This is a genomic window from Vibrio sp. 10N.222.52.B12, from assembly GCF_002875385.1.
In the GTDB taxonomy this organism is placed as follows: Bacteria; Pseudomonadota; Gammaproteobacteria; order Enterobacterales; family Vibrionaceae; genus Vibrio; species Vibrio jasicida.
The window spans coordinates 54,754-79,751 of the sequence record NZ_MDAW01000166.1 but is presented as its reverse complement, the minus strand read 5'-3'; the positions used below and the strand labels follow the sequence as shown (position 1 = coordinate 79,751).

Here is a 24,998-nt window from a genome sequence, read left to right as displayed (position 1 = left end):
CCTTATCTGATCTACATTGCGAGCATAAACTCGGGCTTTTTGTTTTTCCGTTGTAGAGTGTTATGACTCGCAAGGTTTTGCGTGATTGATATTGCGTTTTTGTTTGAACGACATCAGCAGTTGCGGAACCAGCGACATCAGGATCATGCCAAGCATCAAGCTGTATTGTACGGGGGTGAAGCTTTCGCCCATCAATACTAAGCCAGAAACAATGCCAGCTACTGGGTTTGCGATACCACCGAAGGTAAAGTCCACGACCGACATGCGTTGCAATAGCCACACGTACATGCCGTAACCAAGCGCAGTGTTAAGTACGATAACCCACAGTAAACCACCAACGTTTCTTAATGATGCGTTTTGTAGGGCACTCACATATGGCTCTGGATCAAAGCTTGCGAAGATGGCTGCGGCGATAGAAAGAATGATGCCGCCTAGGATGAGCTGCCACGTTAGAACCGTCCACCAGTGCATTCTTGTCCCTAGAGACTTAGTGACGCTGCTGCCGATAACGATACACATGATTGCAGATAGCATAGCGATTAAGCCAATTGGGTTGAGTGTGATCGAACTAGGATCAAACAGGAACCACGCCAGTGCGATCAGAGCTGCGCCGCTTATCCCTTGAATCAAACTTGGTTGTCGCTTGTACACAACCCAGCCAAACAGCATCGCGAACACAGGGACAGAAATCATACCCACTCCGGAAATTGCAGAAGGCAAGGTCAACGCCATAACAAAGATGAGTCCGAAGAAGAGGGCGATATTGATTGTGCCGAGTACCAGTAAGATCTTCCAATCTTGTTTCTTTGGTAATGATGGTTTGATAGCAAGCAACAAAAGGCCAGCTGGCAAAGCGCGCAGCGCGCCAAGCAACACTGGCGGCCAGTCCGGCAAAGTAAATTGTGTCACGGCGTAGGTGGTGCCCCAAAAGAACGCCGGAATCATCGCGAGTAAAATGTTCATGTTAAATATCTTTACGTTGAGATAATTTATTGTAAAGGTACGCTCGTGATGGCTTTTTGTAAAGTATCTTTATGTTAAAATAAATTCGTAAAACAAAATGTCTTTGGAGATGAAAGGATAATGGACGCAATTGACAGAGTGGTAAGCCAGTGGGCTAAGGAAAAGCCGGAGCTCGACACCGAACCGATGGCGATCATGGGGCGTTTGATGAGAATCGCAAAGCACATGGAGAACCACGTCGCCGATCTGCACAAACGTTACGACCTCAAAATGGGCGAGTTTGATGTCTTAGCAACGCTGCGACGCAGTGGTCAGCCATATCGTTTAACGCCATCGGAGCTGATTTCATCCATGATGCTGACGTCCGGTGCCATGACAAATAGGCTTGATAAGCTAGAGAAGAAAGGTCTGATCGCTCGTGAGCACAGTAAAGAAGACCGCCGCAGCGTCACTGTCGAACTCACAGAAAAAGGTTTCGAGTTAATTGACTCACTGATAGAGCAGCACCTTCAAGCGCAACATGAGCTGATGGGGTCTTTGAGCAGTGCAGAAAAAGGGCAGGTTAATCAGGCGTTAAAGCTTCTCTTGCCGCAGTATGAGTAATCGAGAACCTATGACCTAGTGGTTGCTAAACTAACGAAAGTGCAGCGTATTTCATTGGGATATCAGTAACATAGTTTGTGCTTGATCACAGATACTTTGTTTATTATCAATATCTTCGGACAAAAACTCGCACCTTTAACTCGTACCAACTATACAAATGTTATATCGATGTTAAAGGTGAAGTTATGCGTGAACTCTCTGAATGGTTAGAAGCCTACGGTGAAAGCCATCAAAACCCAATCAATCAAAAGATTCATAAAGTGGCGGTGCCGGGTATCTTTTTATCCGTAGTTGGGTTGATTTGGTCTATTCCGCAAATTCCTTTGTTTGGATTCAATCTCAATTGGGTGTGGGTCGTTGCTTTACCCGCTTGGATCTTCTACTTCCGGTTGTCTCTCAGCGTATTCATGATGATGATTGGCTACACCGTTGCGTGTATTGGGCTAATCTGGTCGATGGACATACTCGGTTGGCCAGTTTTACAGATTTCGATGTTACTGTTTGGTGTGCTTTGGATTTTCCAGTTTATCGGGCACAAAATCGAAGGGAAGAAACCATCGTTTTTTGAAGACGTTCAGTTCCTTTTAATCGGGCCAATTTGGGTGTTTCGTAAGCATTAATTAAATGGGGAAGCGTTGGCATTTTATAGCGCAACCATTCTTGCCGTGAGTTTGAGTGGTGTTCCATGGTCTGATCTCTCCATGCCTGCGATTGTGTTTGCTTTTACCCGAATGGCTCATCCCGTCATGTACATTGCGGATATCGCCATCGGTAGGACTCTGGTCGTCATCGCTGGCATTGCAAGCTGTGTTTGTATGCTTTCTCTCGCGTTTTAAGTTTTGTGCCACGTTTTGCACAAAGTTATCTTGTGTTTCAGGCCAGTCGCGGAACTCATGCTACTCTTTCGCTAATTTTAAAAGTCCTTTCACCTTGTGAAGAACAGAATAAAAAGTCCAAGCTAAAAGTTGTAGAGAGGTAGTCGCGTGAGTGCACAAGATCATTTTCAGGGCCAGTTTGAAGTTGAATTGAAATACCGAGTGAAAGACAAGCGAGCGTTTTTAACCGCGCTAAGCAGCTTACAACACGAGGTGATGTTCGAAGACAACCAAGAATCAGATTGGTTTTACGATACACCTGATCGCAAGCTAACCAACGAAAACAAAAGCTTGGTGATTCGTGAAATTGAACCATCTGGCATTAAGCTTTGGATTGTTAAAGGGCCGGAAGAAGATCGTTGCGAAGCGACAGACATCACCAAGTCTCATGCAGCAAAAAGCATGTTGGAGAACATGGGTTACGAGGTCATCCTCCATACTAAGAAGACTCGCAGTATCTACTTTGTCGGTGAATTCCATATCACACTTGACCACCTTGAAGGCATCGGTTATTTCGCAGAATTCGCGATCATGACTGATGATGAAAGCGCACTAGGACGCTACAAACAAAAACTGCAAGCACTAGCAGGCATGTTTGGTTTGGATGAGTCCAACCGAGAATTGCGCTCTTACAAACAAATGTGGACCGCTCAGTAAAATCCCCGTCATTTCTTATTGGTCTGACAAGCAGCGCCCTCCAATCGCACTATGATTAAAGTAGTGCGAGCTTGCCGTCTCGCACCACCATTCCATTTCGCAGACTGATGGTGACAATGTCACTTAAACGGAGGGGGAAATGTACAATCGCGAGCACAAATACGTGTATTGGCGAGAAGAGCGCAAGAAAGGCAAATGGCACTACATAATGAAGTCTTTCTTGATGATTTGCTGTGCGTTGTTGGTTGGCAAGGTTATTGGCTTGTTTATCTTTGGTGAGCTGCAAACGGTAAGGGATATTACCGATCAGTTTCCTGCCGATGTTTTCATCATGATGCTGGTGGGGTTCCCCATTAGCGTTATTGGTTGGTATCACGAAGAGTCGAAATTCTTCCGAGCCTTAAAGCGCCGAAATAAGAAATTTAAAGCGCGCTTGGAAAATCGCAAGAAAACAAACAAGCCAGTTTAGAAAGATGCCGCAAGATTCGAACTTTGCGGCATTTTTGATTTTTGTTCGCATTTCCAATTGTGGCTCGAATCCCTTTATCTTCGCCCATGTTCCTTCGCTAATAATTTCTTACTTTCTTTCTTGGATGACGCATGAATTTCATGACTTTTGGCAAGCCTTTCTTATCCTCACTCTGCTAAATTTCAACCAAGAACATCCCCCTCAACAGGAATAATAATGGATAAGAAAACCATGTTGCACAGTCAAAAAGTCTACTTCTGTAATGATGAAGAGCTGGCGGCAATGCAAACCGAATGTCTTGAGACCTTATACGATTACAACCACACACGTCCTTCGGAATCAGAAAAGCGGGGCGAGATACTCGGGCGTCTGCTCGCGTCTGTAGGTGAGAATTGTTACATCGAACCGCCTTTAAGAGCGAACTGGGGCTGTCACACTTACCTTGGTGACAATGTTTACGCGAACTTCAATCTGACTTTAGTCGACGATACCTACATCTACATTGGGAATAGCGTGATGATTGGACCTAATGTAACCATTGCAACGGCAGGGCACCCAATCGATCCCGATTTGAGACGAGACGTCGCGCAGTTCAATATGCCGGTTCGAATTGGAGATAACGTATGGATTGGTGCGAACTCGGTGGTATTACCGGGTGTGACGATCGGAGAAAACTCGGTGATTGGCGCGGGCAGTATCGTAACTAAGGATATTCCTGCCAATGTGGTGGCCGTTGGTAACCCGTGTCGTGTGCTCAGAGAGGTCGGACAACACGATAAAGAGTACTTTTTTAGAGATCGTAAGCTTGAACAAAATATGTTCAATGGTTAGTCTGAACCTTCTACCCGAATAGGAAAGTAAAATGATCATCCGCACAACCAACCTCTGGTGGCTCCTCCTTCTAATGCCAAGCAGTCGGTAGGTTGAGTTGTGCCTGGCTGCGAGTAGATGCAGCCAGAATCGTATTCTATCTCGTAGCCTTGTATGAACAGAAAATGTGTTATCAAGGAGAGACAATGAATATGGCATCCGAATCCAATCCACATTCAGAAAACAAGCCAACTAAGCCATTCAAACAACCGATCAATTCGGTCACATTAGGCGTATTGTTTGCACTCGCGGGAACATTACTTTTTTCTATCAAGCCAATTTTCGTCAAAATGGCCTATCAGCATGGTGGTGATGCCGTTAGCATCATGACGCTGCGAGCAATGAGTTCATTACCCGTGTATCTTTGTATTTTGTTTTGGATGCTGCGTAAATCTGAACATCGGACACAAGTGAAAAGCCACGGATTAAAAGCTGCGGCAATTGGTGTGTTGGGCTATTACTTAGCTAGCTATTTAGACATTACTGCACTTAACTATATTTCCGCTCAATTGGAGCGCTTGCTGCTTTTCCTATTTCCAACGTTTGTTTTGTTGATCATGTGGCTAACGCAAGCTCAAGTACCTAATCGTAATATCATCATCGCGGCTTTGGTTGGTTATGTAGGCGTTGGATTGATTGTTGCCCACGACCTTTCTCAATATGGGGATCAGATATGGTTAGGTGGTGGATTAGCAGTATTGTCTGCTTTTGTCTTTGCAGTTTACTTAGTGATGAGTAAAGGGAGTATCGCCAAGCTTGGTAGTACAATCTTTACTAGCATCGGGATGGGCAGTGCGGGTGTAGCGATTCTAGTTCATCTGGTTTTCAGCGACTTAGATCTACAAACATTGAGTCATGAACTTATCATCATTGGTGTATTACTTGGATTGTTTTGTACTGTGATTCCGTCTTATTTGATTGCGGTCGCGATGGCGAGGTTAAATCCGGCGCATTTAAGTTTGGTGAGCAATGTTGGCCCTGCAATGACTGCGCTTTGCGCGATTCTGATACTGGGTGAGTCTTTTACTTGGTTTCATGCCGTAGGGATGACTTTGACGATCCTCTCCGTGGTGATGATAAACCGAAACAAGTGATGTGTTGAGTGAATAAATCAAGAGACTTCAAAGCAGAGCAGGTCGAGAACGTTCGACCTGCCTTGGAGTTAACTGACTAAGGTTAGAAGACGAAGTTAACCATGATGGTGTAAAGATTGGCTTCATCTTCCGGTGGTGTGTTAACAAACGCACCAGAGGCATTGCGATAAGCGTTGAAGTGTTGCCACTCTGCATTGAGTGAAATGTTGTAATGAACATCGTATCTCACACCGAACAGGTAACTGTCACCGACACGATGTTCGTGGTCATCAAACTGTTGGCCGTAAGTCACGTATGGTGTGAATCTGTTGAGATTATATGTCCCTTGAACGTACCAGGCAGAAGCGATGTCGTTGGTTTGGCCCTCAATGGTTAACGTTAGCGCATCAAACTCGTATTCTGCCCCAAGAGAAAACAGCTTGATGCTTTGGTCTTTAGCGTTCAGGGTTTGATCTGGCACTTGCACTACACCAACCCCTGGGATATTCGTAGTGAGGTTGGTAAGTCTTGTCTCTTGGTCGTAGTTGGAGTCTAAATAGGTAAAGTTCCAACGGTAGTAATCACCACTCAGAATGAAGTTAACGCCGTACATTTCATTGGTCTTGAACGTCAATTCGGTATTGGCGTTAAAGTCGACCGTGCTTTCATCATGGAAACCGATGAAAGGTGTCGTGGTTAACGTTATGCTGTCATTCAAGTCGTAATTCCAAAGCACCGACAAACCATTGTAAGCGGTGATGCCTAATATGCTGTCATAAACCTCATTTGGTGGGCGAGCAGGGGTAAAGGCATGTCCCACGTAGTAGTACTCCGAAGCGAGAAAGACCGGCATTCTTAAGCGGCCACCTCGAAACTCAACGTTTCCATAGGTGTACGCCAAGTATGCCCATTCTAATTGCGGCTCACTCCAATGATCTTGTGGACGTTTCACCACTTGTGCAGAAGCTTTGAAAGCATCGTAAAAGAAGTCGAGTTGCACACCAAACGTTGTATCACAGTCGTAACAGTTTTCGTTATCGATAAAGCGATTGACCAGCAGTGGTGTCTCGTTATCGGATGTCGCCCACGAGGTTGAACCAAATCCGCTGAGTGATAAATTATCGGTAATTTCTATGGTTGCGAAGCTCGGAAAAGCCAGACCACTTAGTGCAATTGCGATGAGTGATTTCTTCATATTATTTCTCCGAACTGACTACGTAGAGGATTTGTGCATTAGAAGGCAGACTACTCACCGGTGCGTAACCTATGCGATTAGGTTTCTCTTTCATCCATTCCAACAGAGCGTTCATATCTGAACTATCAATGACTTTAGGCGGACGTGCTTTGCCAGAAAAAGACAAACTCGCCCAATGCGCATTCATCTGTGCGACGTTCTTGTTAAGTAAATAGCGATAAAACTCAGATCGCTCTGACGATGTGTCTGGCCAGTCTGACAGTTCAATTCGTTTCCCTTGTAAGCGTTTGGTTTTTCCACGGTAGAGTTTTCTCGCTTTGGTAATATTTAATTCACTAAACTCTGAGTCGAGAGAGAATATGGCGTATTGATCCGCGGCTAGAGCCTCGCTATCGAACGACATGAGCAACGCGAAGGCAATCAGCGCAGTCGTCAATCCTCTCGCCATGCTGTTTTTGGAAATAAAGAAATCGGTATGCATATCCATCAACCTTTTCGTTAAATCACGCTTTCAATTTGATGAAGAAGTTTCTCTTTCCGCACCGGTTTCGGTACATAGGCATCCATACCTGAGTCATAGCAACGTTGAATATCGTCATCCACAACACTGGCGGTTAATGCAATGATCGGTGTTTTCGGTAGACCGGAGTTTCTTTCATATGCTCGGATTTCTTTGGTCGCTTGGAAGCCATCCATCACCGGCATCAGGCAGTCCATTAAAATGATGTCAAAGCCATTATCTTGTTGGAACATATCCACGGCAATTTGACCATTTTCTGCAATCTCAAACTCATAACCAGCTTTACTTAACAATAATGACGCTACTTTTTGGTTTACGGTATTATCTTCAACTAACAGAATACGCTCAGAGCGACTCGGTAGGATCGTGATTGAAGGCTCTTCTTTTAGAGCCGCTGCTTGATGGTTATCCACATGACTAACTGGGGCTGGACTGATGTTGTTAATCGTAGCGTCGACAACTGGTACGTTAGCAGCTTTTGCCAGTTTCTCTTTCAACACATTCGCTTTGAACGGTTTCGGGACGTAGTCGTCCATACCAACATCAAAACACTTCTGAATATCGTCATCCACCACACTCGCGGTTAAGGCGATAATAGGGATGCGGTAGTTGCGGTTTTCATCTTGCTCGATCTGACGAATTTTCTCTGTCGCTTCAAAGCCATCCATGACAGGCATCATGCAGTCCATTAAGATCAATGCGTATTGGCTCTTTTTGAACATTTCAACGGCTTCGGCACCATTTGCAGCTAAATCGAAAGGGAAGCCCGCTTTGGTCACGTGCAATCCAGCAATTTTTTGGTTTACTGTATTGTCATCAACCACCAATATTTTAGCTCTGGTATTCGCGACACTGGTTACAGCTAGTTGTGCTTTTTGGGTGAATTTTGCTTCGCAGCTTTCAAGTGCTTTCACTAAACGTTGACCAAGCAGTGGTTGAGTGATTATGGCACTCACGCTCTGACCGAAGTCAAATTGACCGCTGTGTAAATGCTTCACTAAACACAGACGAACATTCTGTGTTTCCAGTCTGTGGAAGATGTCTTCATTGGCTTTGGCTGCATTAGGACGAGTCTCGGCATAGATCACAACCACCTGTTCTTTGTCATTGATCCATGTCGGTAGCTCATCTAATGACGTTACGGATTGATGCATCGCGATGCGATAGAAATTAAGCTCATCACGTAGGGTACTTTCCATATTCGGGTCGTCACAAACCAGCCAAACCTGACTGTTATGAGCGGTATGCTTTGAGTCAAAATCTAGTTGGACTACGGAAGAAGTCAGTTGGAAGAAGAAGCGGCTCCCTTGGCCTTTCTCAGATTCCAATTGGATCTTTCCACCCATCAGCTCTACCAGTTGCGTGCTGATCGCTAAGCCAAGCCCAGTGCCTCCAAATTGGCGCGTTGTAGAGTCGTCTTCTTGTGCGAAGGGTTCGAATATCTTTTTCTGCTGTTGTTCATCAATACCGATGCCGGAATCTTGCACTGAAAACTCCATTACCGCGTAAGAACCCGACACGGAATGGGTTGATACCGACAGGCATACAGTGCCACTTTCGGTAAACTTCACCGCATTAGACATAAAGTTCATGATCACTTGGCGTAAACGGTGATCATCAATCATCAAGCGGAATGGAGTATTACGGCTAATGTTTACCTTAAGGTCGATGCCTTTTTCTTTGGCTTTTGGAGAAACAATAGAAGCTATGTCGTAGATAGATTCACGCACACAGGTTGAATGTGGACTGATCAGCAACATGCCCGATTCAATCTTGGAGAAATCCAAAATGTCGTTAATCAGACTAAGTAGTAACTGAGACGAGGTTTCGATAGTATCGACGTAATCACGCTGTGTGGCTGTTAATGAGGTATCGGAAAGCACTTCAGATATACCAATTACCCCATTAAGTGGTGTGCGAATTTCATGTGACATGTTAGCAAGGAAGCTGCTTTTTGCTTTGCTGGCTTTAATCGCGTCGTCTTTCGCACGCTCCGCATCCTCTTTTGCTTGGGTTAATTTCCCTTTCGCTTGTTCGCGTTCGTAACTCAGGCGCTCTACTTCCTGAGCGAACTTACTCAACTCGTCTTTGCCTTTGACTAATTCTACGAGCGGCGACTCTTCGCTGTAGCTGTCGCGGCGTAAAAACTCGAGAGCAAGGTTTAGGTTGCCTGTCACTTTACGTACTAAACGTATTGCGAGGCTGATGACCAAAATGGTGATTAACGACATCACGCCGATGAACATGAGTCGCTGTTGGTTGGCAATGGAGATGGCATGATCAACGTCAGCATTAAGTTGGTCAGTCATTTTATTATCGACATTTTGTAGCAGTTCGAGACGGCCGTTTAGAGCGGTCAAACCCGTCGCGACTTCTTGGGGAGGTAGGGTACTCAACTCTTGTTCACTGAACAGATAAGCACGGAATTCTTGGCTAAGAACGAATACTTCATTTGTGAAGGTTTCGATTAACAACTCGACTTGTTGTTGATTAGCATTAAGGGTTACAAAGCGCTCTAAGAACAGTTGTTGATTTTTGACTAAGGATTCAATCTCGCTACCGATGTCTGTGTCGTAGTAGTGGTTTTGTTCAACGGAATAAATTAGGTACTGGCTTAAACGGTTTTCTTCTTTCGACCAGAACATTAGCCACTCAATTTGCATTAAAGCAGACAGATGGTTTTGGATTTCAACCGTGGCATTGTTAAAAGGGACTTTTTCTAAAGCCAAAAGAATCTGTTTGTAAGTGTCGGCGCGCCATTCAGCTAAGTCTAGACGCTCATCCATGTCTGTACTGGTCGCGAGAGACAAACTTGCTTCTTCTAGGCTTGACAACAAGTCCGCCATTTCAACGCCTTTATCGGCAAAAATGAGAGTGGCGGTGGCATTGAGTTTCTCAGTTGTACCTTTGATCATCACCGCTTTATCGGTTACGTCTGGATTGCTAGGCAGGTTGTAAAGATACGAAACCTGATCCATGTAGTCAGAGAACAAATGTGCTCTTTCAAGATCTTGAGCCTGAGTCGACAACCTAACGACTTGCTGCCCCGCCAGAAAGAGCAACAAAACGATGGGTAAGAAAACTAAGCAAAACAGCTTGTGTTTTACGGAGAGGTTATTCCATGAAAGCGATCCAGCCACAGTGCACGTCCATATCCAAGAGATTGATATGAAAAGTGTAGTTTATGTATCTCATTTGTTAGAAATGGTGTAGAAAAATTCATACTTATACAATCCAAAAAGTGTGACTCTTGCGACAAAGGTGCAGTTTGTTAAGAGGATATGGTTTCAAAAATATCAATAACTCCCTTCCTATTAGATTTATATCGTTTATTTAAAGTAATGAAACGTATCGATAAAAACCATTTGTTGTACATGGAAAATGTTTTGTCGTAACTCGGGAGAAAGTTGCTGTTTCGATATACAGGGGTAGGTATAATTTGTTTGCTTTCTTGCTAATGAGAATGCCAAACGTCAGCGCTTGCATTTTGTGTAATCTGTACTCTGATTACAGCTAAAGGGCGCAAATAAGACGTGTCATCCATCGATTAGAATACGTATTTTAAAATACGACAATGTCACAACAACAATTAAGTCATGAATGTATCTCGAAGTCTTCAAAGCGTAACGCTCCGCTACACCGTCCCAATTGTCTTTATCGCTTTATTTACCAACTTTACCTATTGGGCCTACCAACAAGTCGATGAAGCAAAGAGTCTTGCTCGCTACCACGTGAAATCGGCTGAAGTAAACTTAGGAACCATCGTTGGTGGGTATCGTGATTTGTTGCGGGCTATGAGCAATGATGAGCATTTCACCGAATCAGAATTGTCGCTGAAAGAGCGAGCCTCTCGCGCTGTGTCCTATAAAGAAGCGTTTGAATTGGCAGGGATCGGGTTCAGTGATGGCGTTGGGAATATGGTCAGCACGCACAATAACAAAGTCCATTCCATCGCACATCGAGACTATTTTCATCAAGTAATCCGAACCCAAAAGACCGTCATGACCGATGTACTTACAGACATCAGTAATGGCAACATTGTGTATGTCCTATGCCGTCCAATGTTTGACTTGTTAGGGGATTTGCAGGGGACCATTTCAGCATCGATTCACTTTAGTGAGATTCAACATGCGTTAAAAACGGACAACGAAGATGATATTTATAGTGTCTTATTGGATGATGAGCTGAATGTCATTAGTCATTCCAGAGATGCACAATATGTTGGTGTCAATCTGTTCAATTATGGTTATGAAAAACTCTTTGATCGGGAAGCCAATTTACACGCTTTATCGAATTCTTCTTCCGGTGGTTTCTTCACTTATTCTTCGCCATTTGATCTGTCATACATTGAGTTCCGCAAGATCGAGGACACGCCTTGGATTTTACTTTCAAAAGCCAAGTTCAGCAGCTTACTCGGTGAAGGAACAACGATGTTTGGTGTTAACGTCCTGCTTATCATCGCGATTTATCTTGTGATAACACGATTGATGGGTAAACAAGTCGTTGGATTAACGCAGCCTCTAGACCGATTCTTAGAAGAGAGCCAAGTGGTTCTCAATGACAGTTCTATGGAGCTGAAAGAGCATTTTGAGTTGGTATTACAAGCCAGTCGCAATGGCGTGTTTTGTTCACGCAGTGGTTTGCTCACGCGGGAGTATTTCTTGCGAGGGGCAGAAAAGTCGTTGTCTCTTAGTAATACGCCCAAAGCTTGTATCTTCTTTGATATGGATAACCTCAAGTACATCAACGATACATACGGTCACTTAGCGGGCGATAAAGTTATCGCTCTGTTTGTGGCGGTGTTGAGAGAGACTTTTGGCCACAAGCGCGACATCATAGGTCGATTTGGTGGTGATGAGTTTGTGGTGTTGACGCAAGAGTTTCGAACTAAGCGTGAATTAGAGCTAAAGCTAGACAAGTTCCTCGCTAAATTACAAAGCACGGCAGATCGTTTAGGCATTGATATCAGTTTAACCGCGTCAATTGGGGTTGTTCTCACAGAGGGCGTGGGGCGCGATATTGATATTCTGCTGCACTGTTCCGATATGGCGGTGTACAGAGCGAAGCAATTGGGTAAAGGGCGTTACGCGTTTTATCATACTTCGATGGTAGAAGTGCCGATATTCAGTTAGCAAAAGGGAGGTGTGAAGCCTCCCTTTTTTATTGTGTCTCAGCCGCTGGTGGTGAGTTAAGCCGTAACCGCTTGAGGCTGTTTTCTCAACACATAGATGTCATGATCTCGCAATAGGTAGAGAACGAAACACGCAGCAAGCATCGGCCACGCCGCGAAGAATAATAGGTTGTTGAACGGGTCTAGGTACTTCGCAAACGAAGAGAAAGTCGAGCCTGCGTGTAATACCAGAATCGCAAGATAAGTCAGGTTCTTCCAAAGTCCAGCCACAAAAATCCCGATGAACACCAACTGGGCAATACCTAACGCGACAGAAAATCCACTCGATATATCTAAACCATAAAAGCCAGAGAACACTTTCATTGCATGCTCTGGTACCAGCACTTTATCTAGCGCCCACATGATAAATACCAACGCGATACTTAAGCGCAGTGCTAACAGCCCTAATCCCAATTGACGTTGAAGCTTTGGTTGGAGCGTTTCTTTCATTTTCATTCCTTTATTGAGTAGTGAAGGTTCCTAATGGCAGACCGACTCTTTCTTAAACTGATTACAACGAGATATGTAAATATTCGTGTCCCGTTCCAATTTGGATTCTCGTCAGCACAATACATAAACCACGGAAATATGACTGAATTGGCAAAAATGAAGTATTCGAGGACTCAAGGTGGATGTGGCTGATAGAAGATGTCACTCTTTCTTTGAGCAAGGCGTCGCTACCAAGCCTAGAAGAAGGGACATATGAGCAAAGTGGATTGGCATAAAAACCATATTGAAGACAACACGTTAATTACGTCTTCCTATAAGAGTACTCAAAATGTACGTCGTTACTTCAAGTCCAAATGTGGAGACGGTTTCAAGTTTGACCGCAGCTTTATGCAGTGGATGAACGACGCAGAAGGAACAAGCATGGGTGATGCAGCACAAGAGTGGCTACGCAGACAGCAAGCAAAATAGTTCACCAATAAAGTGATTCACGCTAAACGTATCGAAATGGAAGAACAGAAAGAAAAACAATGAGTATTGTAGAAACGTTAACTCAAAAGTTAAGTGAGATTGGGTACCCAGAGAAGCGAGTGTGCACCGGCTTGGTGAGAGCAATTTCTGCCGATGGTTTTCGAAGTTTAGACACTAAGCAAGCAGACTTCGTTTTTGAGCAGTGTGAAACGTTGCTGGCAGAGCGCGATTGGGCATTAAGCGTGATTGCTTTTGATTGGGCGTTCAGAGTGAAAAAGCATTATGACGCCGCCACGTACGAGCGATTCGAATCTTGGCTTTATCAATACATTACCGATTGGAATGATTGTGATGATTTTTGCACCCATGCACTCGGTGCGCTTATTGCTCAAGACAACAGCCTGTTTATTCGCACATTGGAGTGGGTTAAGAGTGATAACTTTGCCGTGAGGCGTGCAGCCGCAGTGACGCTTATCTATCCGATCAATAAAGGCTTGTATAAAGGGACTGAGCCTTTTCACATAGCGGATTTGTTGCTCGAAGATGATCATTATTTAGTGCAAAAAGGCTATGGCTGGATGCTCAAAGTGCTGGCGCAAAAAGAACCGGAGCGAGTGGTGGACTACTTGAAACGTCATCATAGCAAGATGCCGAGGACGGCGTTTCGATATGCGATAGAAAAGTTGGATAAGCAAACTAAGCGAGAGCTGATGGCCTTGTAGCTTCCCTCTTCGACACTTCGCCAAAGCAAGGGGAGTGATACAAAAAAGCCGACAGAATTGAATTCTGTCGGCTTTTATCGTCTTACGGGTTACTTAACAGACAAATACTCAGAAGGAGACTTATCTGGTTTCGGTAAATCCATCGCCGCAACCGTGTTGAAACCTGCAGGCGTTAAACCATCAGAGTAATCAACAGTGCCATTTGGCAGGTTAGCTTTGGTTTCTGATGGGTTCCACATACGGAAGTAATCTGTCAGATCATATCCGGTCAGGTATGAGGTACATGCCATCATGAGATCGCCTTGGCTTAACTGGCTGCTTTGCGCAGAACAGTAGTTAATGCCTTGGTCGCCAATACTGTCACCACGTGCTTTACGGTGTGCGAGTTTGAAGAAGTTCCAGCCTTGGTCTTCACCAAAGATGCTCGGCTTCTCTGCTTGATTCGCATACCAATCATCGATGTCGAAATGGTCTTCTGCCCAAAGCTTTAACTGGCCGAACATCGCTAAGCGCATGCCGACATCCGCTTCACTCCAAGCATGCCCTTCAAAGCGATCGAGCCATAAAGGTGACTTGGATAGATCACTCGCAATGCGGTCCATGTATGGCTTTGATTCACGCTGTTCTTGCATGTAAAGGGCAAGAATGTTGTTGGTAACCTCAGTAGATCCCGCCATCATAAACGGCGCTGAAGCAAGGTTGTGTCCGACTTCATGCCATAGTAACCAGTCATTGGTTGGGTTTGATGGCACGACAGTCCATGTTGGCCAATAGCTGTTGCTTTGAACAGGGTAGCCTGAGTGCGCCGCACCAATCGAGATTTGCGCATCATTCACGAAGCGATGTCGGTTGGCGAGCAGGGCATCGTATGTAAATCGACGGTGTTTTCCTTCTGCCATGACTTGATCACGTCCGTAAAAATCACTCGCATGATTCGCGAATGCGTTCAGTTCATCGGCAAACTTACGTACGTCTGTGTCCAGTACGTTTTTCACTGGCGTCGTGTAAACGAAATGACCTGAATCGATTTCTGCCAATGGCACGTTAGTGTTGATTGGGTTTAGCCAAGCACCGTCTTTCCACCAAGACGCACGAAGCACACCAGTGAAGTTAAACGTCACAACGTCACGAGAATCTACTTCTAACGGTTGAATGTAAATCAAACCACCGTAAGGTACTTTGAAGCTCAAAGACGAACCGTCATATTGGAAAGTCTTTTGTACGCGTGGTGGGCGCTTCAAACTCAGTTCGTGGTTTGCACGGCCCGTCAGGTCATCAGCCAAAGCAACATTTATAGACGCTTTTACACCACCAGAGATGGTAACTTCTTCAAGTTGCGGCGCCCACAAGCCCGTCGATTGCATGCTGCCTGCCGTACCAATCACGGTTTTGTTGTCGGTATGAATCGCAACGCTCGCTGCACTGCCTGATTGAGCAGGGCGACCCGGGTAGCCAGTCGTATCGACACTGATCTCTAAATCCCAGTAAGAGCGACCAAGCATCATGCGTGTTAATGGCTTCTCCATCCAGTTCAGAGGGTAAGACGGGTTCAGCTCGCCTGATTCGGTAATCATTGACCATTTAGCAAGTTGCTCTTGCGTATCTTGACCACAAACGTTGCCGCCTTGATGCGCGTTGCTCGTGTAGCAGTTCAGCATTTCGACCGCACGTTCGAAGCCAAGCTCATCTTGTACGTTTGGATTGAACTCGTATTGCTCGTCATTCCACAGCCAAACGGATAGGTTATCGTAGGTTGAAGTTAGCTCAGCTTGCGACAAGCGTTCACCAATTTCCCCTTTACTGCGGTAGTAAAGCTCGTGAGAAAGTAGGCGATCAATGTTGGCACCTAAGTTCGCCGCTTTTACCATGCTATCGACGACTTCAGGGCTCATTTCGTAACGAGTAAAGTCTGGGCGATGGTGGTTACCACGGCTAGGAATGCCATGACCTTCGCGCACTTCAATACAGTTTACTTCGTATTGGTAATTGTCTTTACAAACCGGAACGCCAGGAAACTCGCGTTGAAGTTCTGCGGTTGCTGCTTGTTTCTCTTGTTCCGATTTCACCATGTGGAATGCATAACGTTGATGCTCTTGTCCATCAATGGAGACTTTGTATAGCGGTATCTCAAGGGTAGGCATGTCGATATTGCCCGGCCATGTCACCGTACCGTTGTCATTGATCTCAATCTTGGTCGTGTCTGCATAACGTTCATAAACCACGAGATCGTGCTCTGCGACTGTATGCAGGTTAGGTACGTTCGGGCCAGATGTGCTGTGACACCAATAGCTGTCCGTACACAGAGATTGGAATGTCTTGGCAACGTTCGCACCGCCAACAGAAACGCCTGCCGCATCCGCTAAACGAGCAATCGGTTCTGGGTTACTCTCTTCTAAAGCATCAAAGAAGATGATGCTACCGCCGTTGTTTACGTATTCGATCAGCGCTGTAACGTCATCGGCGTCCAACTTAGGTTGGTTGATGTCAGACACGACGGATTTTGTCGCGTAGCCATCGGTTTTGATTTCGTAAGACTGAAGCAAAAGCAGTGGTGTAGAGGTTGGATCTAATGAATCAAACTGGCCGCTGCTTAATACGTCCATTTCACCCAATTTATAGCTTGGATTGACAAAGAAATCGTAGATTTGACCTTCTTTGCGATCCCAACGGAATGCGTGACCTTTGTTGATGTTGGTTGCAATCGCGAGAGATTCTTGCGTTGCATTCGGCATTAACCAATCAATCAAGTTGCTGAACATGATTTGCATGCTGCCATGATCGGTACGAGTATCCGCATCTTGCGCTTCTTGGTTGTGAGGCGTGCTATAACGACATTGCTGCGCTTCGCTGTCGATGCCCAGATCTGCGCCTGCCCAGTAGTTTTCTGGACAAGAGAAGATAGAGGTGTACATCGCGTTACCCAAGAACACCACTTTACCTGAGCCAATCATACCTGCCGTCATGGTTGGTAGATTAAAAGTCGCGGTTTGTTTGGAAATCACTTCTGGGCGCTGCATCACGACCGTTGAGTTCTTATCAATGGTTGTGGCATCCACAATGTAGGCTTTTTGATCTTTGCCTGAACCACGAGTCCATGCCGCTTCTTCACCAAACGGGAGCCAGTAGCTGTTGTCGTTACGTGGCAACAGAACAGGGAAGGCTTCGTTAGTTAGGTTGAAGTTACGCATCGCACGTGTGTAACCAGAGCCACCCCAACCATGGTTATCATGGAAGACGTGCACGCTATCCACCCCAGCATAAATCTGATGCAGAGACTGCGTGACATAATTGCTACCAGAAGCACGAACCGTACGCTGCATAGGTGCAGCAAAGCCTGACCATTGAGGCGTCTTTAGTTGCCCATCAATGATTTGTGTTAAACCTTGGCTGAATTGCGCTTCGAACTCATTTGGCGTGGTGAAGTTCGTGCCTTCAATTTTTGCGCCGTTTGGTAGGCTCAAATTGATCAGCTCGTTAATAACGTTCGGGTATTGTGCAAACACCTGACGAACGGTATCGCTGATTTCAATGTTGTTGCCAGAAGACACGCCATAGCGATGAACGAACGCATCAAGGTTCTGTTTCACCAATGGGTTGTCGCTTAAATCTGCAAGTTGGTAATCGACCTTATTGCCTTTCACTTGGCCTAGAGTAAAGGTATCGATACCAAAGATCAGGTTCTCACCCCAAAGGTATTCAAATTCACCGTTGGCATCTGTGATTCCGCGTGCGGATTGGCTAAAGAACTCGACGCCAGCAAGCGCATTTCCTTGCGAGTCGGTCAAACGGCTTTTGGTCAACGGTTTGTTGGCTGCACTTGGTTTGTATTCGTAAGTCGCCTCTGCATTGGCAGACACAAACGATCCCGTTAAGTTGTTGCTTGCGCCCGGAGTGATTTCTGGTTGAAGCTCTGGGTCAACGTGCGCGCTTGGCTGCTCACCTTCGTTTGCGACACTTGGATTGAGAAACTCATCAATCGCAGCTTGATCGTCACTTTCGTATAAGTCTTGGATGTCATAACTGTTGATTTCATCCAAACACACTTGTGCGTCCTGAGTAGGGCACGTGTCGACCTTGTTTAACAGCTTAGTGGCGTTGTTTGCGTGTCGACCGAGAACGTCTTTTAGGTCATAGGCTTGCGTTAATTCAGCTGGCTGTGAACCCATACGAGTTTGCTCAGGGATCTGGTAGCTGAACTCACCTAAAGTCACAGCACCAAATTGACAATCAAACTGGCCTTCTGAAGCAGTGTAGGTGAAGTAGCCTGACTCACTGATGTCTTGTCCATCACACTGAATGTCGCCAGTGATTTTTTTACCGTTAATGAACAGCTTACCTTGGTAGGTCGTTACGCCAATATCTGGTTGATCAGGCGGTAAATCTGGTTCGACCGTTGGAGGTGTGGTACTTGTTGAGTGTTTGTTTTCATCGCCTCCGCAGCCAAACAGCAGCGAAGCGACAAGGATTGAAAGAAGACTTCTTTTCAAAGACTAAACCCTTATGGAATGCCATCGAATAATGGATGGAGTATTGGTTGAGAGTGACTTTATTTAAAAGCTCAAGGTTTTTGGTTGATACTAAGTAAGTCGTTAAGTCTTAGTGATTTTTTGAGCTCAATAAATGCGCGCGCATTCTAGATTTAAATGCGACCGGAGGGAACAAAAATTAATGCTTGAGCTCAATTATTTACGCTTATGAGAGCAAGGTTACGACGACGAACGATCCTAGTGGCTGCTTTCCCTTTCATTTCCTCAAAAATAGCGTAAAGTTTGCTGGTTTTTCACTAAAATCCTTCCATTATGTCTAATGCAAAACTCCTTCTTGTTCGTGGCTTACCGGGCTCTGGCAAGACAACGCTGGCCAAGCAATTGTCCAAACAGCTCAAAGCAAAACATTTTGAAGCTGACATGTATTTTGAGAATGAAAATGGCGAGTATGTTTTTGACGGTACGAAGCTGGCAGAAGCGCATGAATGGTGCTTTCAACAAACGCGCAAGTGGCTGAGTAAAGGTAAGACAGTGATTGTGAGTAATACGTTTGTGCGTCGCTGGGAAATGAAACGCTATGTAAAGTATTGTGAAAAAAAGGGGATTGAAGTGGAAGTTCAGGTCTGTCGCGGTGAGTACTCAAGTGTTCATAATGTGCCACCAGCGACGATTGAAAACATGCGTCGCCAGTGGCAAGAGTAATGCTTCTACCTTTGTGGGCTCATTGACCTCGACCGTCGAGCATGACGACTAAGGTTTTGCTCATAATGGTAATGTCCATGGAAATCCAAGAATAGAAAGAACTTAAGCTCAGAGCATAACTGTGGTCAAAACCTACCTTGCGACGAACGTCCTCGATGCAAGAATCGTAACCTTGATTTACCTGTGCCAATCCAGTTATGCCTGGTAAAACACCGTATGTTCGTTCGACAAAAAATGGGATTTCGTCTTCCAGTTTTTGATAGAAAGCAGGGCGTTCAGGGCGTGGGCCAATCAGTGACATCTCACCTTTCAATACGTTGAACAATTGTGGTAGTTCATCCAATCGTGTCTTGCGTAAAAAACGGCCAACGGGCGTAATACGTGGATCATTTGCCGATGCCCAAACTGCGCCGGATCGTTGTTCTGCGTCGACATACATGGTGCGAAACTTCATGATTTCGAATAAATCCATTTTTTCTGGTGTGCAGCGTCCAACACGAAGTTGACGATAAATAATAGGGCCACGCGAATCGATGACAATCGCCAAAGCAATCAAAGGCATGATTGGCGCAGTCACGATTAAGATCAATAGCGAAATGAGAACATCGAAAGCTCGCTTAGCTAGGTGAATGTTTGAATCGTAGCGTGATGTCTTCATGATGATTTCCTTATTGATTAATGCGTTTCCAACGCCCATTTTCCATTCCTAGTAGGTAACGCAATCCACCTGCAAAGTTGGCGATATGTCCTACGACCATGTAACTGATTAATTTGAACGGTTTGAATATATTGAAAACCGGAACAAAGTAAGTGATCAGCGCGACGAGATATACCGTTAACTGCCCAAACATTAGAATCTGAAATGCTGGATAGTGATCAAGCAGCATTGAGCTCACCAAGCATAAGATCATCAGATAAGGCGTCGCGAGACGCAGTACCTTTCCCGATAGAAATGCAAATGCGGTGCCACGATAACGGGGAAGCAGCAGCTTTTTTAGCTTTAAGAATTGCTGCATATTCCCGGCAGAAATACGCAGGCGACGTTGGAAGTCCGAACTGTCTGAGCTTTCTTCCAGTTCGATGGCTAACATTTTTGGTTCATAGACGGAGTCATAACCTTGAAGCACAATGCGCATGGGCAAAATGAAGTCATCATTGATAATTTCTGGCTCTAAAGGCGTGAACAGTTTGGTTCTAAACGTATAAAACGCGCCATGAGAACCGATGGTCGATCCAATCAACGACTCTTTGTATTTTACTTGAGATTGATAATGCCAATATGCCGCTTCACCTTCGTTTTGGGTTGTCATGATTTGATAGGTTGCATTAACGACGCCGACGTTTTCATTTTGGTAGTGCTGGCTAGCAAGTAGTAGAGAGTCACACGACACCAGCGCGGAAACGTCACTCAAAGCAGTAATGTCCGAAATGACGTTTTCCATTTCTGCGTTGAGAAGTGCCACTTTACCTCGGTTGATTCGATGATCGTGGATGATGAACAAGGTATCGGCACAAATGGCTTCTTGAATGGTGTCTTGCGCAATATCAGCGGTATTGTCAGAGCACCCGTCACAAGCAATTACCACGGTAAGCTTATTTCTCGGATAATCTAAACTAGCAAGGTTGCGAATTTTCTCTGCTATCCACTGTTCTTCGTTATAAGCGGGAACGATCACCGTAATAGAGGGTAAAGTACCGTCGCTTTTTGACGCTTTATAGTTACCTTCGCCTCGTTTCGAGGAAACTTTACTTGTTCTGCGATGAGCAGATAACCAGTTGAGAACAAGGGGGTAGCCAACGTGGTGGTAAATAATCAGTAGCGCAGATAAAACGAAACCCGCTGTCCAAAGTAAATCACTCATAAGAAGTCTCCCCAGATAAAACAGCATAGCGATTAACCATATCGCGAATATCAAAGTGCTTAAGAATGTGTTTTCGTGGTGAACGAGATTGTCGTGATAAGTAGTTTGTTAACGCTTCCGTGAGCATTGGGGCTCGGTTTGGTTCTACCAATGCACTGGTATGAGGGCATAATGTTTCCTTTACCGCGCCGACATTGCTGGCGATACAAGGTACGCCGCATGCTTGTGCTTCCAGTGTCGAAAGTGGAAAACCTTCTTGCAATGATGGCAAGCAAAACACATCGAGGCTTTGATAAAAGCTTGGCATGTCATTGACTAACCCGAGAAACGTCACTCTTTCTTCTAGGCCTAGAGTCCTTACTTGTGCCTCAAGCAAATCTCGCTGGCTGCCACAACCAGCAAGCGCGAGGTGTGTGTTTTCTGGTAATTGCGAAAATGCTTTGATTAGGATTTCTTGTCCTTTGACGGCCTCTAAGCGTCCAGCGGTTCCGATGATAAACTTGTCAGTTGGTAGCGAGAATGTTTGTTTAGCTAACAGCCCATTGCCGTCTTTGAATTTTTCGCAATCGATGCCGTTGTGGATCGTTTTTACCCGTTCGTACCCCAAGTTATTGATGATTTGTTCTGCGACAAAATCGGCGTCTGCGACAACCTGAGGACGAAGCAATTTGAGCAGGGTGGTTTGCAATCGTGCGGCTTTTCTGTTGTTAAGATGCCACGCATCGTGCTCGGTATGGATTAAGGCCTTCACGCCGTGGAGCCGAGCAGCGATGCCTCCGTAGAGAAGAGGCCCGATATGATGGGTATGTACCACATCGGCATGCAGTTGTTTTAATGTCTTCTTCAACGCTTTGAGTGTGACAAGATCCAAACCAGATTGTTTGTTGAGAAAGTGGAGTTGGTCTTGATAGTCTGCTAACTTTTCCCAATGGTTTAGCGCGGTGTACCGGTTTCCCTCTAGGCTAATGACACAAACGGAGTCTTCTGCTTTGGCAAAGCGAAGCATCTCAAGAACCAAGGTTTCTAAGCCTCCAGGTGCGAGATGCTGAACGACATGAACGATCACTTTGCCTTTGCTCTTACTATTACTTTCTCGGGTCTTAACGTTTTCCATTCCTCAGCCCTCGACGTCAGTTGTTATCAGTAATACTGCACAGTGCATGCCAATCATTAAATTCAGTTAAAACATATGGTTAGGGTAGACTTTGGTGAGGTGCTTAAAATGACACAACATTATTCTCAAATTGAAATTCATATTCTTTGTGCACTTTCAAACAAGCAAGAAGTTGATAAATAAGAAAAAGCACCCGAAGTTCGAGTGCTTTGATTGTGCTGAGGGGGCCGTCAGTGAAGAGCTAAAATGTCACCTTTGGAATCGTGGTGATGACAGCGACGCCTAAGTGATTTTCTAATGCCTTACGTGAACGGATAGAGTTGTCAGCCAGCTCGATAAGAGTTGCGATGCCAATTCCTAATCCCGTACCGCCAATGAGCCCCAGAAGGACAAAAACAATACTGGGTAGATTAGAAGGTAGGGTTGGCGTGTAGGGTTCATCAATGATTTTTACCCGTTTGTTTTCTTCGAACACACCGAGAGAACCCGTCAATTGAGCCATTTCATAACGCTCAACCAGATCATCATATAATTCGCGTTTGACTGCGACGTCTCGTGCAAGCCTGTTTATCTCAGTCGCGGTACTACCAAAACGGTTGGCGTTGTTTTCCAGATCTTGAATCATGTTGTAGAGACTATCGGTTTCTTCTTCTAGCGACTCGTATCGACCTCGCATGATTTGCAGTTGATGGAGTTGAGAGACAAGCAAGGGTTGTGCGTCGCCGAGGTTGCTGACCGTTGCCGTACTGGCAATATCCCAAAGCTGATTACTGTTCATTTCCGGTTGTTTAGAATTAATCAGTACCGTACGTTCTTGCTCAAGTCGATTGAGTTCTCGGACTTTACCTTGGACCAGACTGTGTGCTTCGGTGTATTTAGCACGAAGCAGCGTCAACTCACTTCGTATTTCTATGATCTGTTCTTCAATCTTGCCGATAACTGGGTTTGTTTTAGAAAGTTGTTGGTCCAAACTACCCAAGCTGCGTTTTACCCCGGCTAGCTCTGCTTCCTTCTCTGCCAAGGATTGCTTGAGACTGGCGAGTCGAGACAAACTTTGCGCCTGCATCTCGGGTGTTGCGTGGGCGTAAGTATTTTTGTACTCAGCAAATGCTTGTTCTGCTGCATCAAGCTCTGTGCGCCTCTTATCGATATGAATCGTCAGGAAATGACTGGAATCTTTAATAGAGGAGCGCTCTGGTGCAAGCAATTGTTCGACAAAATGATTACTGACCGACGTGAGCATCGCTTCCATGCCATCTGGTGTCTTGTTGGTAAGTTCGATTTGAATGAAGTCTTTACCCAACTGTTTGACGGAGAGTCGACTGGCGAGATCTTTAATAATGAACTCTTGTTCTTTTAGATCCATCTCATCGTTTATCAACCCTTGTTCTTGAGCGACGGAGAAGAGCACGTGTCGGCTCTTTAATAATGTACTCAACGCGTTGATACGGTCTTTCAGTTGAGTAGAAACGGCCAGATCTTCAAGAAACGGATTCATTTTGGCGGTTTCCTGTACCAGCATGCTGGTGTGCGCAACGTAACTTGTAGGCAAAAGCTTGCTAACAATAAAACCAAGGACGGGCAGCACTAGCATAGGGACCACGATCAGGTAACGTCGACGCCAGGCCCCGTGAAGCAATACAGATAGGTTTTCTCTTAAATCGCTCATAGTGACCTCACGAGTTGTTCAACTTGAAAGGCTCTCGATGCCCAGCTTTGTTTTTCGATCAAAGCCATAGAACCAATTGGAGGAGGCAGTAAATGATTTAAGCTGGCGCATACATCCTCGGCATCCGCTGCAACATGCAACATCTGTTTGTAAGGCATGAGCGCTGGGAAAGTGGTGCTGATAACAGGTGTGCCGGTTGCTAAATACTCCAAAAGCTTGAGTGGATTACACGCTTTAATCTGAGCATTGTCGACGAAAGGTAACCAACTCGCATCCCAGTGCTGTGAGTAGCTTGGCAACTGTTGATGTGCTCTAGGTCCAAGGTAGTGGACATTAGTTCGTTGTGGGAGCGGGTTGTGGGGCAGTTCGTTTGGTCCAATGAAAACGAGATCCCAATCGGGTGCTTGAACCGCCACTTGTTCAATCAATGCATAGTCTAACCATTCGGATAAACTGCCGTAAAAGCCAAGTATTTTTCTGCCATTATCTGGCAAGTCGTTAGCTTTGACTGCGGGAGTTGAGAATAAGGTGAAATCCACGCCGTGAGGGAGGGTGACAGTTTTGTCTTGTGGGAATTTAGCCGCCAGTTTTTCACTCGCGGCCAAAATGATGTCGCAGCAATCAATCAAATCCTCTTCGTGTTCCAAGACCGTTTGATTATCGACGCCGGCGAGTGCACCAAAATCGTCGCCACAATAATAAACGATGCCAGAGTTATCCATACTCTTACACACATCAACGGCAGTCGGCAGAGACGTCCAGAGTACCGGTTTTTCAAAGCCAAGCTCTTTTAGCTTTCGCTTCAGTTGATGTTGCATCATGCTCGAAGCCGCCTTCCTTGCCCATTGAGTCCGCGGTGCAGGGATGGTGAGTAGGTTAATCGTTTGAATGCTGGCGCTCATGTGGCAGTCTTGATTGAACGTTGTATTGTTCTGTGTATGTGCATCAAAAGAGCGTGTGAGTTTGTTAACGATGCGCTTTACGTCTTTTGTCACCAACCTCGGCTGCCTTAAACCGATGGAATTAACCCACAGGATGCGGTGATTGTCTGTCAGATGTTTAATGATATGTTGAGTGGAAGAAGGCAATCCGCCAAAGTCTTCGCCAAACACTACGATGTCCGTCATCA

At 45.3% G+C, this 24,998-nt stretch carries 22 protein-coding genes; 11 read left to right on the top strand and 11 right to left on the bottom strand.

Annotation, left to right across the window (positions count from 1 at the left end; all coding sequences use genetic code 11):
* Positions 1-60: 60 nt before the first annotated feature.
* A complete protein-coding gene (locus BCT11_RS26580; protein ID WP_102389800.1) occupies positions 61-963 on the bottom strand; it encodes a DMT family transporter in 903 nt (300 codons plus the stop codon).
* A gap of 120 nt (positions 964-1,083) precedes the next feature.
* Between BCT11_RS26580 and BCT11_RS26575 the strand changes: the two genes are divergently transcribed.
* The 7 genes from BCT11_RS26575 (at position 1,084) to BCT11_RS26545 (ending at position 5,531) form a co-directional block, all read left to right on the top strand.
* The gene (locus tag BCT11_RS26575; protein ID WP_102389798.1) at positions 1,084-1,566 is read left to right on the top strand and encodes a MarR family transcriptional regulator; all 483 of its coding nucleotides are present in this window, start codon (positions 1,084-1,086) and stop codon (positions 1,564-1,566) included.
* 185 nt (positions 1,567-1,751) lie between these two features.
* Positions 1,752-2,186 carry an Mpo1-like protein gene (locus tag BCT11_RS26570; RefSeq protein WP_009706035.1) on the top strand — a complete coding sequence of 145 codons (435 nt, stop codon included), beginning with the start codon at positions 1,752-1,754 and terminating at the stop codon, positions 2,184-2,186.
* Between the two features lie 15 nt (positions 2,187-2,201).
* On the top strand, positions 2,202-2,402 hold the full coding sequence (locus tag BCT11_RS26565; RefSeq protein ID WP_241909060.1) for an MAPEG family protein: 201 nt from the start codon (positions 2,202-2,204) through the stop codon (positions 2,400-2,402).
* A 147-nt stretch (positions 2,403-2,549) separates the two neighbouring features.
* Positions 2,550-3,098, top strand: coding sequence for a class IV adenylate cyclase (gene cyaB / locus BCT11_RS26560; RefSeq protein WP_020197363.1), 549 nt, complete (start codon positions 2,550-2,552; stop codon positions 3,096-3,098).
* A gap of 139 nt (positions 3,099-3,237) precedes the next feature.
* Complete coding sequence (locus tag BCT11_RS26555; protein WP_038872612.1) at positions 3,238-3,567, top strand: hypothetical protein; 330 nt, start codon at positions 3,238-3,240, stop codon at positions 3,565-3,567.
* Positions 3,568-3,783: 216 nt separating this feature from the next.
* Complete coding sequence (locus tag BCT11_RS26550) at positions 3,784-4,398, top strand: sugar O-acetyltransferase (protein WP_102389797.1); 615 nt, start codon at positions 3,784-3,786, stop codon at positions 4,396-4,398.
* A 185-nt stretch (positions 4,399-4,583) separates the two neighbouring features.
* Positions 4,584-5,531, top strand: coding sequence for a DMT family transporter (locus tag BCT11_RS26545; protein WP_102389795.1), 948 nt, complete (start codon positions 4,584-4,586; stop codon positions 5,529-5,531).
* Between the two features lie 82 nt (positions 5,532-5,613).
* Here BCT11_RS26545 and BCT11_RS26540 read toward each other — a convergent pair whose 3' ends face one another.
* The 3 genes from BCT11_RS26540 to BCT11_RS26530 are packed head-to-tail and all read right to left on the bottom strand — an operon-like array spanning position 5,614 to position 10,365.
* Positions 5,614-6,705 carry a porin gene (locus BCT11_RS26540; RefSeq protein ID WP_102389793.1) on the bottom strand — a complete coding sequence of 364 codons (1,092 nt, stop codon included), beginning with the start codon at positions 6,703-6,705 and terminating at the stop codon, positions 5,614-5,616.
* Between the two features lies 1 nt (position 6,706).
* Positions 6,707-7,186, bottom strand: coding sequence for a hypothetical protein (locus BCT11_RS26535; RefSeq protein WP_038872766.1), 480 nt, complete (start codon positions 7,184-7,186; stop codon positions 6,707-6,709).
* A gap of 17 nt (positions 7,187-7,203) precedes the next feature.
* Positions 7,204-10,365 carry a response regulator gene (locus BCT11_RS26530; protein ID WP_102389791.1) on the bottom strand — a complete coding sequence of 1,054 codons (3,162 nt, stop codon included), beginning with the start codon at positions 10,363-10,365 and terminating at the stop codon, positions 7,204-7,206.
* Between the two features lie 456 nt (positions 10,366-10,821).
* Here BCT11_RS26530 and BCT11_RS26525 point away from each other — a divergent pair, with 456 nt between their 5' ends.
* Complete coding sequence (locus tag BCT11_RS26525) at positions 10,822-12,357, top strand: diguanylate cyclase (RefSeq protein WP_102389790.1); 1,536 nt, start codon at positions 10,822-10,824, stop codon at positions 12,355-12,357.
* A 56-nt stretch (positions 12,358-12,413) separates the two neighbouring features.
* Here BCT11_RS26525 and BCT11_RS26520 read toward each other — a convergent pair whose 3' ends face one another.
* Positions 12,414-12,845: a hypothetical protein gene (locus tag BCT11_RS26520; RefSeq protein ID WP_102389788.1), complete on the bottom strand. Its 432-nt coding sequence runs from the start codon at positions 12,843-12,845 to the stop codon at positions 12,414-12,416.
* A gap of 252 nt (positions 12,846-13,097) precedes the next feature.
* On the opposite strand from BCT11_RS26520, the gene BCT11_RS26515 reads away from it, so the two are divergent.
* Together BCT11_RS26515 and BCT11_RS26510 are read left to right on the top strand one after the other, a co-directional pair.
* Positions 13,098-13,313 (top strand): DUF6434 domain-containing protein, encoded by a 216-nt coding sequence (locus BCT11_RS26515; protein ID WP_038872631.1) that lies wholly within the window; start codon positions 13,098-13,100, stop codon positions 13,311-13,313.
* Between the two features lie 59 nt (positions 13,314-13,372).
* On the top strand, positions 13,373-14,035 hold the full coding sequence (locus tag BCT11_RS26510; protein ID WP_102389767.1) for a DNA alkylation repair protein: 663 nt from the start codon (positions 13,373-13,375) through the stop codon (positions 14,033-14,035).
* Positions 14,036-14,124: 89 nt separating this feature from the next.
* Here BCT11_RS26510 and BCT11_RS26505 read toward each other — a convergent pair whose 3' ends face one another.
* Positions 14,125-18,522 (bottom strand): SslE/AcfD family lipoprotein zinc metalloprotease, encoded by a 4,398-nt coding sequence (locus BCT11_RS26505; protein WP_102389765.1) that lies wholly within the window; start codon positions 18,520-18,522, stop codon positions 14,125-14,127.
* A 312-nt stretch (positions 18,523-18,834) separates the two neighbouring features.
* Here BCT11_RS26505 and BCT11_RS26500 point away from each other — a divergent pair, with 312 nt between their 5' ends.
* On the top strand, positions 18,835-19,224 hold the full coding sequence (locus BCT11_RS26500) for an ATP-binding protein (RefSeq protein WP_038872641.1): 390 nt from the start codon (positions 18,835-18,837) through the stop codon (positions 19,222-19,224).
* 19 nt (positions 19,225-19,243) lie between these two features.
* Here the strand turns inward: BCT11_RS26500 and BCT11_RS26495 are convergent, their stop codons facing one another.
* From BCT11_RS26495 to BCT11_RS26475, 5 genes are all read right to left on the bottom strand, one after another.
* Positions 19,244-19,882 (bottom strand): sugar transferase, encoded by a 639-nt coding sequence (locus BCT11_RS26495; protein ID WP_042600821.1) that lies wholly within the window; start codon positions 19,880-19,882, stop codon positions 19,244-19,246.
* A 10-nt stretch (positions 19,883-19,892) separates the two neighbouring features.
* Positions 19,893-21,086, bottom strand: a complete 1,194-nt coding sequence (locus BCT11_RS26490) for a glycosyltransferase family 2 protein (protein WP_054756107.1) — start codon at positions 21,084-21,086, stop codon at positions 19,893-19,895.
* Positions 21,079-22,200 (bottom strand): glycosyltransferase, encoded by a 1,122-nt coding sequence (locus BCT11_RS26485; RefSeq protein ID WP_102389763.1) that lies wholly within the window; start codon positions 22,198-22,200, stop codon positions 21,079-21,081. Before BCT11_RS26485 ends, BCT11_RS26490 begins: the two co-directional genes overlap by 8 nt.
* Positions 22,201-22,441: 241 nt before the next feature.
* Positions 22,442-23,869: a GNVR domain-containing protein gene (locus tag BCT11_RS26480; protein WP_038874973.1), complete on the bottom strand. Its 1,428-nt coding sequence runs from the start codon at positions 23,867-23,869 to the stop codon at positions 22,442-22,444.
* Positions 23,866-24,996: a glycosyltransferase gene (locus tag BCT11_RS26475; protein WP_102389761.1), complete on the bottom strand. Its 1,131-nt coding sequence runs from the start codon at positions 24,994-24,996 to the stop codon at positions 23,866-23,868. The genes BCT11_RS26480 and BCT11_RS26475 overlap by 4 nt, the downstream gene beginning before the upstream one ends.
* Positions 24,997-24,998 lie beyond the last annotated feature (2 nt).

Bases quoted from the DNA above. Each gene is read 5' to 3' on its own strand.
- BCT11_RS26570 (WP_009706035.1), top strand. From the start codon at position 1,752: ATGCGTGAACTCTCTGAATGGTTAGAAGCCTACGGTGAAAGCCATCAA.
- BCT11_RS26510 (WP_102389767.1), top strand. From the start codon at position 13,373: ATGAGTATTGTAGAAACGTTAACTCAAAAGTTAAGTGAGATTGGGTAC.
- BCT11_RS26490 (WP_054756107.1), bottom strand. From the start codon at position 21,086: ATGAGTGATTTACTTTGGACAGCGGGTTTCGTTTTATCTGCGCTACTG.
- BCT11_RS26500 (WP_038872641.1), top strand. From the start codon at position 18,835: ATGTCTAATGCAAAACTCCTTCTTGTTCGTGGCTTACCGGGCTCTGGC.
- BCT11_RS26535 (WP_038872766.1), bottom strand. From the start codon at position 7,186: ATGCATACCGATTTCTTTATTTCCAAAAACAGCATGGCGAGAGGATTG.
- BCT11_RS26545 (WP_102389795.1), top strand. From the start codon at position 4,584: ATGAATATGGCATCCGAATCCAATCCACATTCAGAAAACAAGCCAACT.
- BCT11_RS26580 (WP_102389800.1), bottom strand. From the start codon at position 963: ATGAACATTTTACTCGCGATGATTCCGGCGTTCTTTTGGGGCACCACC.
- BCT11_RS26480 (WP_038874973.1), bottom strand. From the start codon at position 23,869: ATGAGCGATTTAAGAGAAAACCTATCTGTATTGCTTCACGGGGCCTGG.
- BCT11_RS26515 (WP_038872631.1), top strand. From the start codon at position 13,098: ATGAGCAAAGTGGATTGGCATAAAAACCATATTGAAGACAACACGTTA.
- BCT11_RS26475 (WP_102389761.1), bottom strand. From the start codon at position 24,996: ATGACGGACATCGTAGTGTTTGGCGAAGACTTTGGCGGATTGCCTTCT.
- BCT11_RS26485 (WP_102389763.1), bottom strand. From the start codon at position 22,200: ATGGAAAACGTTAAGACCCGAGAAAGTAATAGTAAGAGCAAAGGCAAA.
- BCT11_RS26550 (WP_102389797.1), top strand. From the start codon at position 3,784: ATGGATAAGAAAACCATGTTGCACAGTCAAAAAGTCTACTTCTGTAAT.
- BCT11_RS26575 (WP_102389798.1), top strand. From the start codon at position 1,084: ATGGACGCAATTGACAGAGTGGTAAGCCAGTGGGCTAAGGAAAAGCCG.
- BCT11_RS26495 (WP_042600821.1), bottom strand. From the start codon at position 19,882: ATGAAGACATCACGCTACGATTCAAACATTCACCTAGCTAAGCGAGCT.
- BCT11_RS26525 (WP_102389790.1), top strand. From the start codon at position 10,822: ATGAATGTATCTCGAAGTCTTCAAAGCGTAACGCTCCGCTACACCGTC.
- BCT11_RS26540 (WP_102389793.1), bottom strand. From the start codon at position 6,705: ATGAAGAAATCACTCATCGCAATTGCACTAAGTGGTCTGGCTTTTCCG.
- BCT11_RS26555 (WP_038872612.1), top strand. From the start codon at position 3,238: ATGTACAATCGCGAGCACAAATACGTGTATTGGCGAGAAGAGCGCAAG.
- BCT11_RS26520 (WP_102389788.1), bottom strand. From the start codon at position 12,845: ATGAAAGAAACGCTCCAACCAAAGCTTCAACGTCAATTGGGATTAGGG.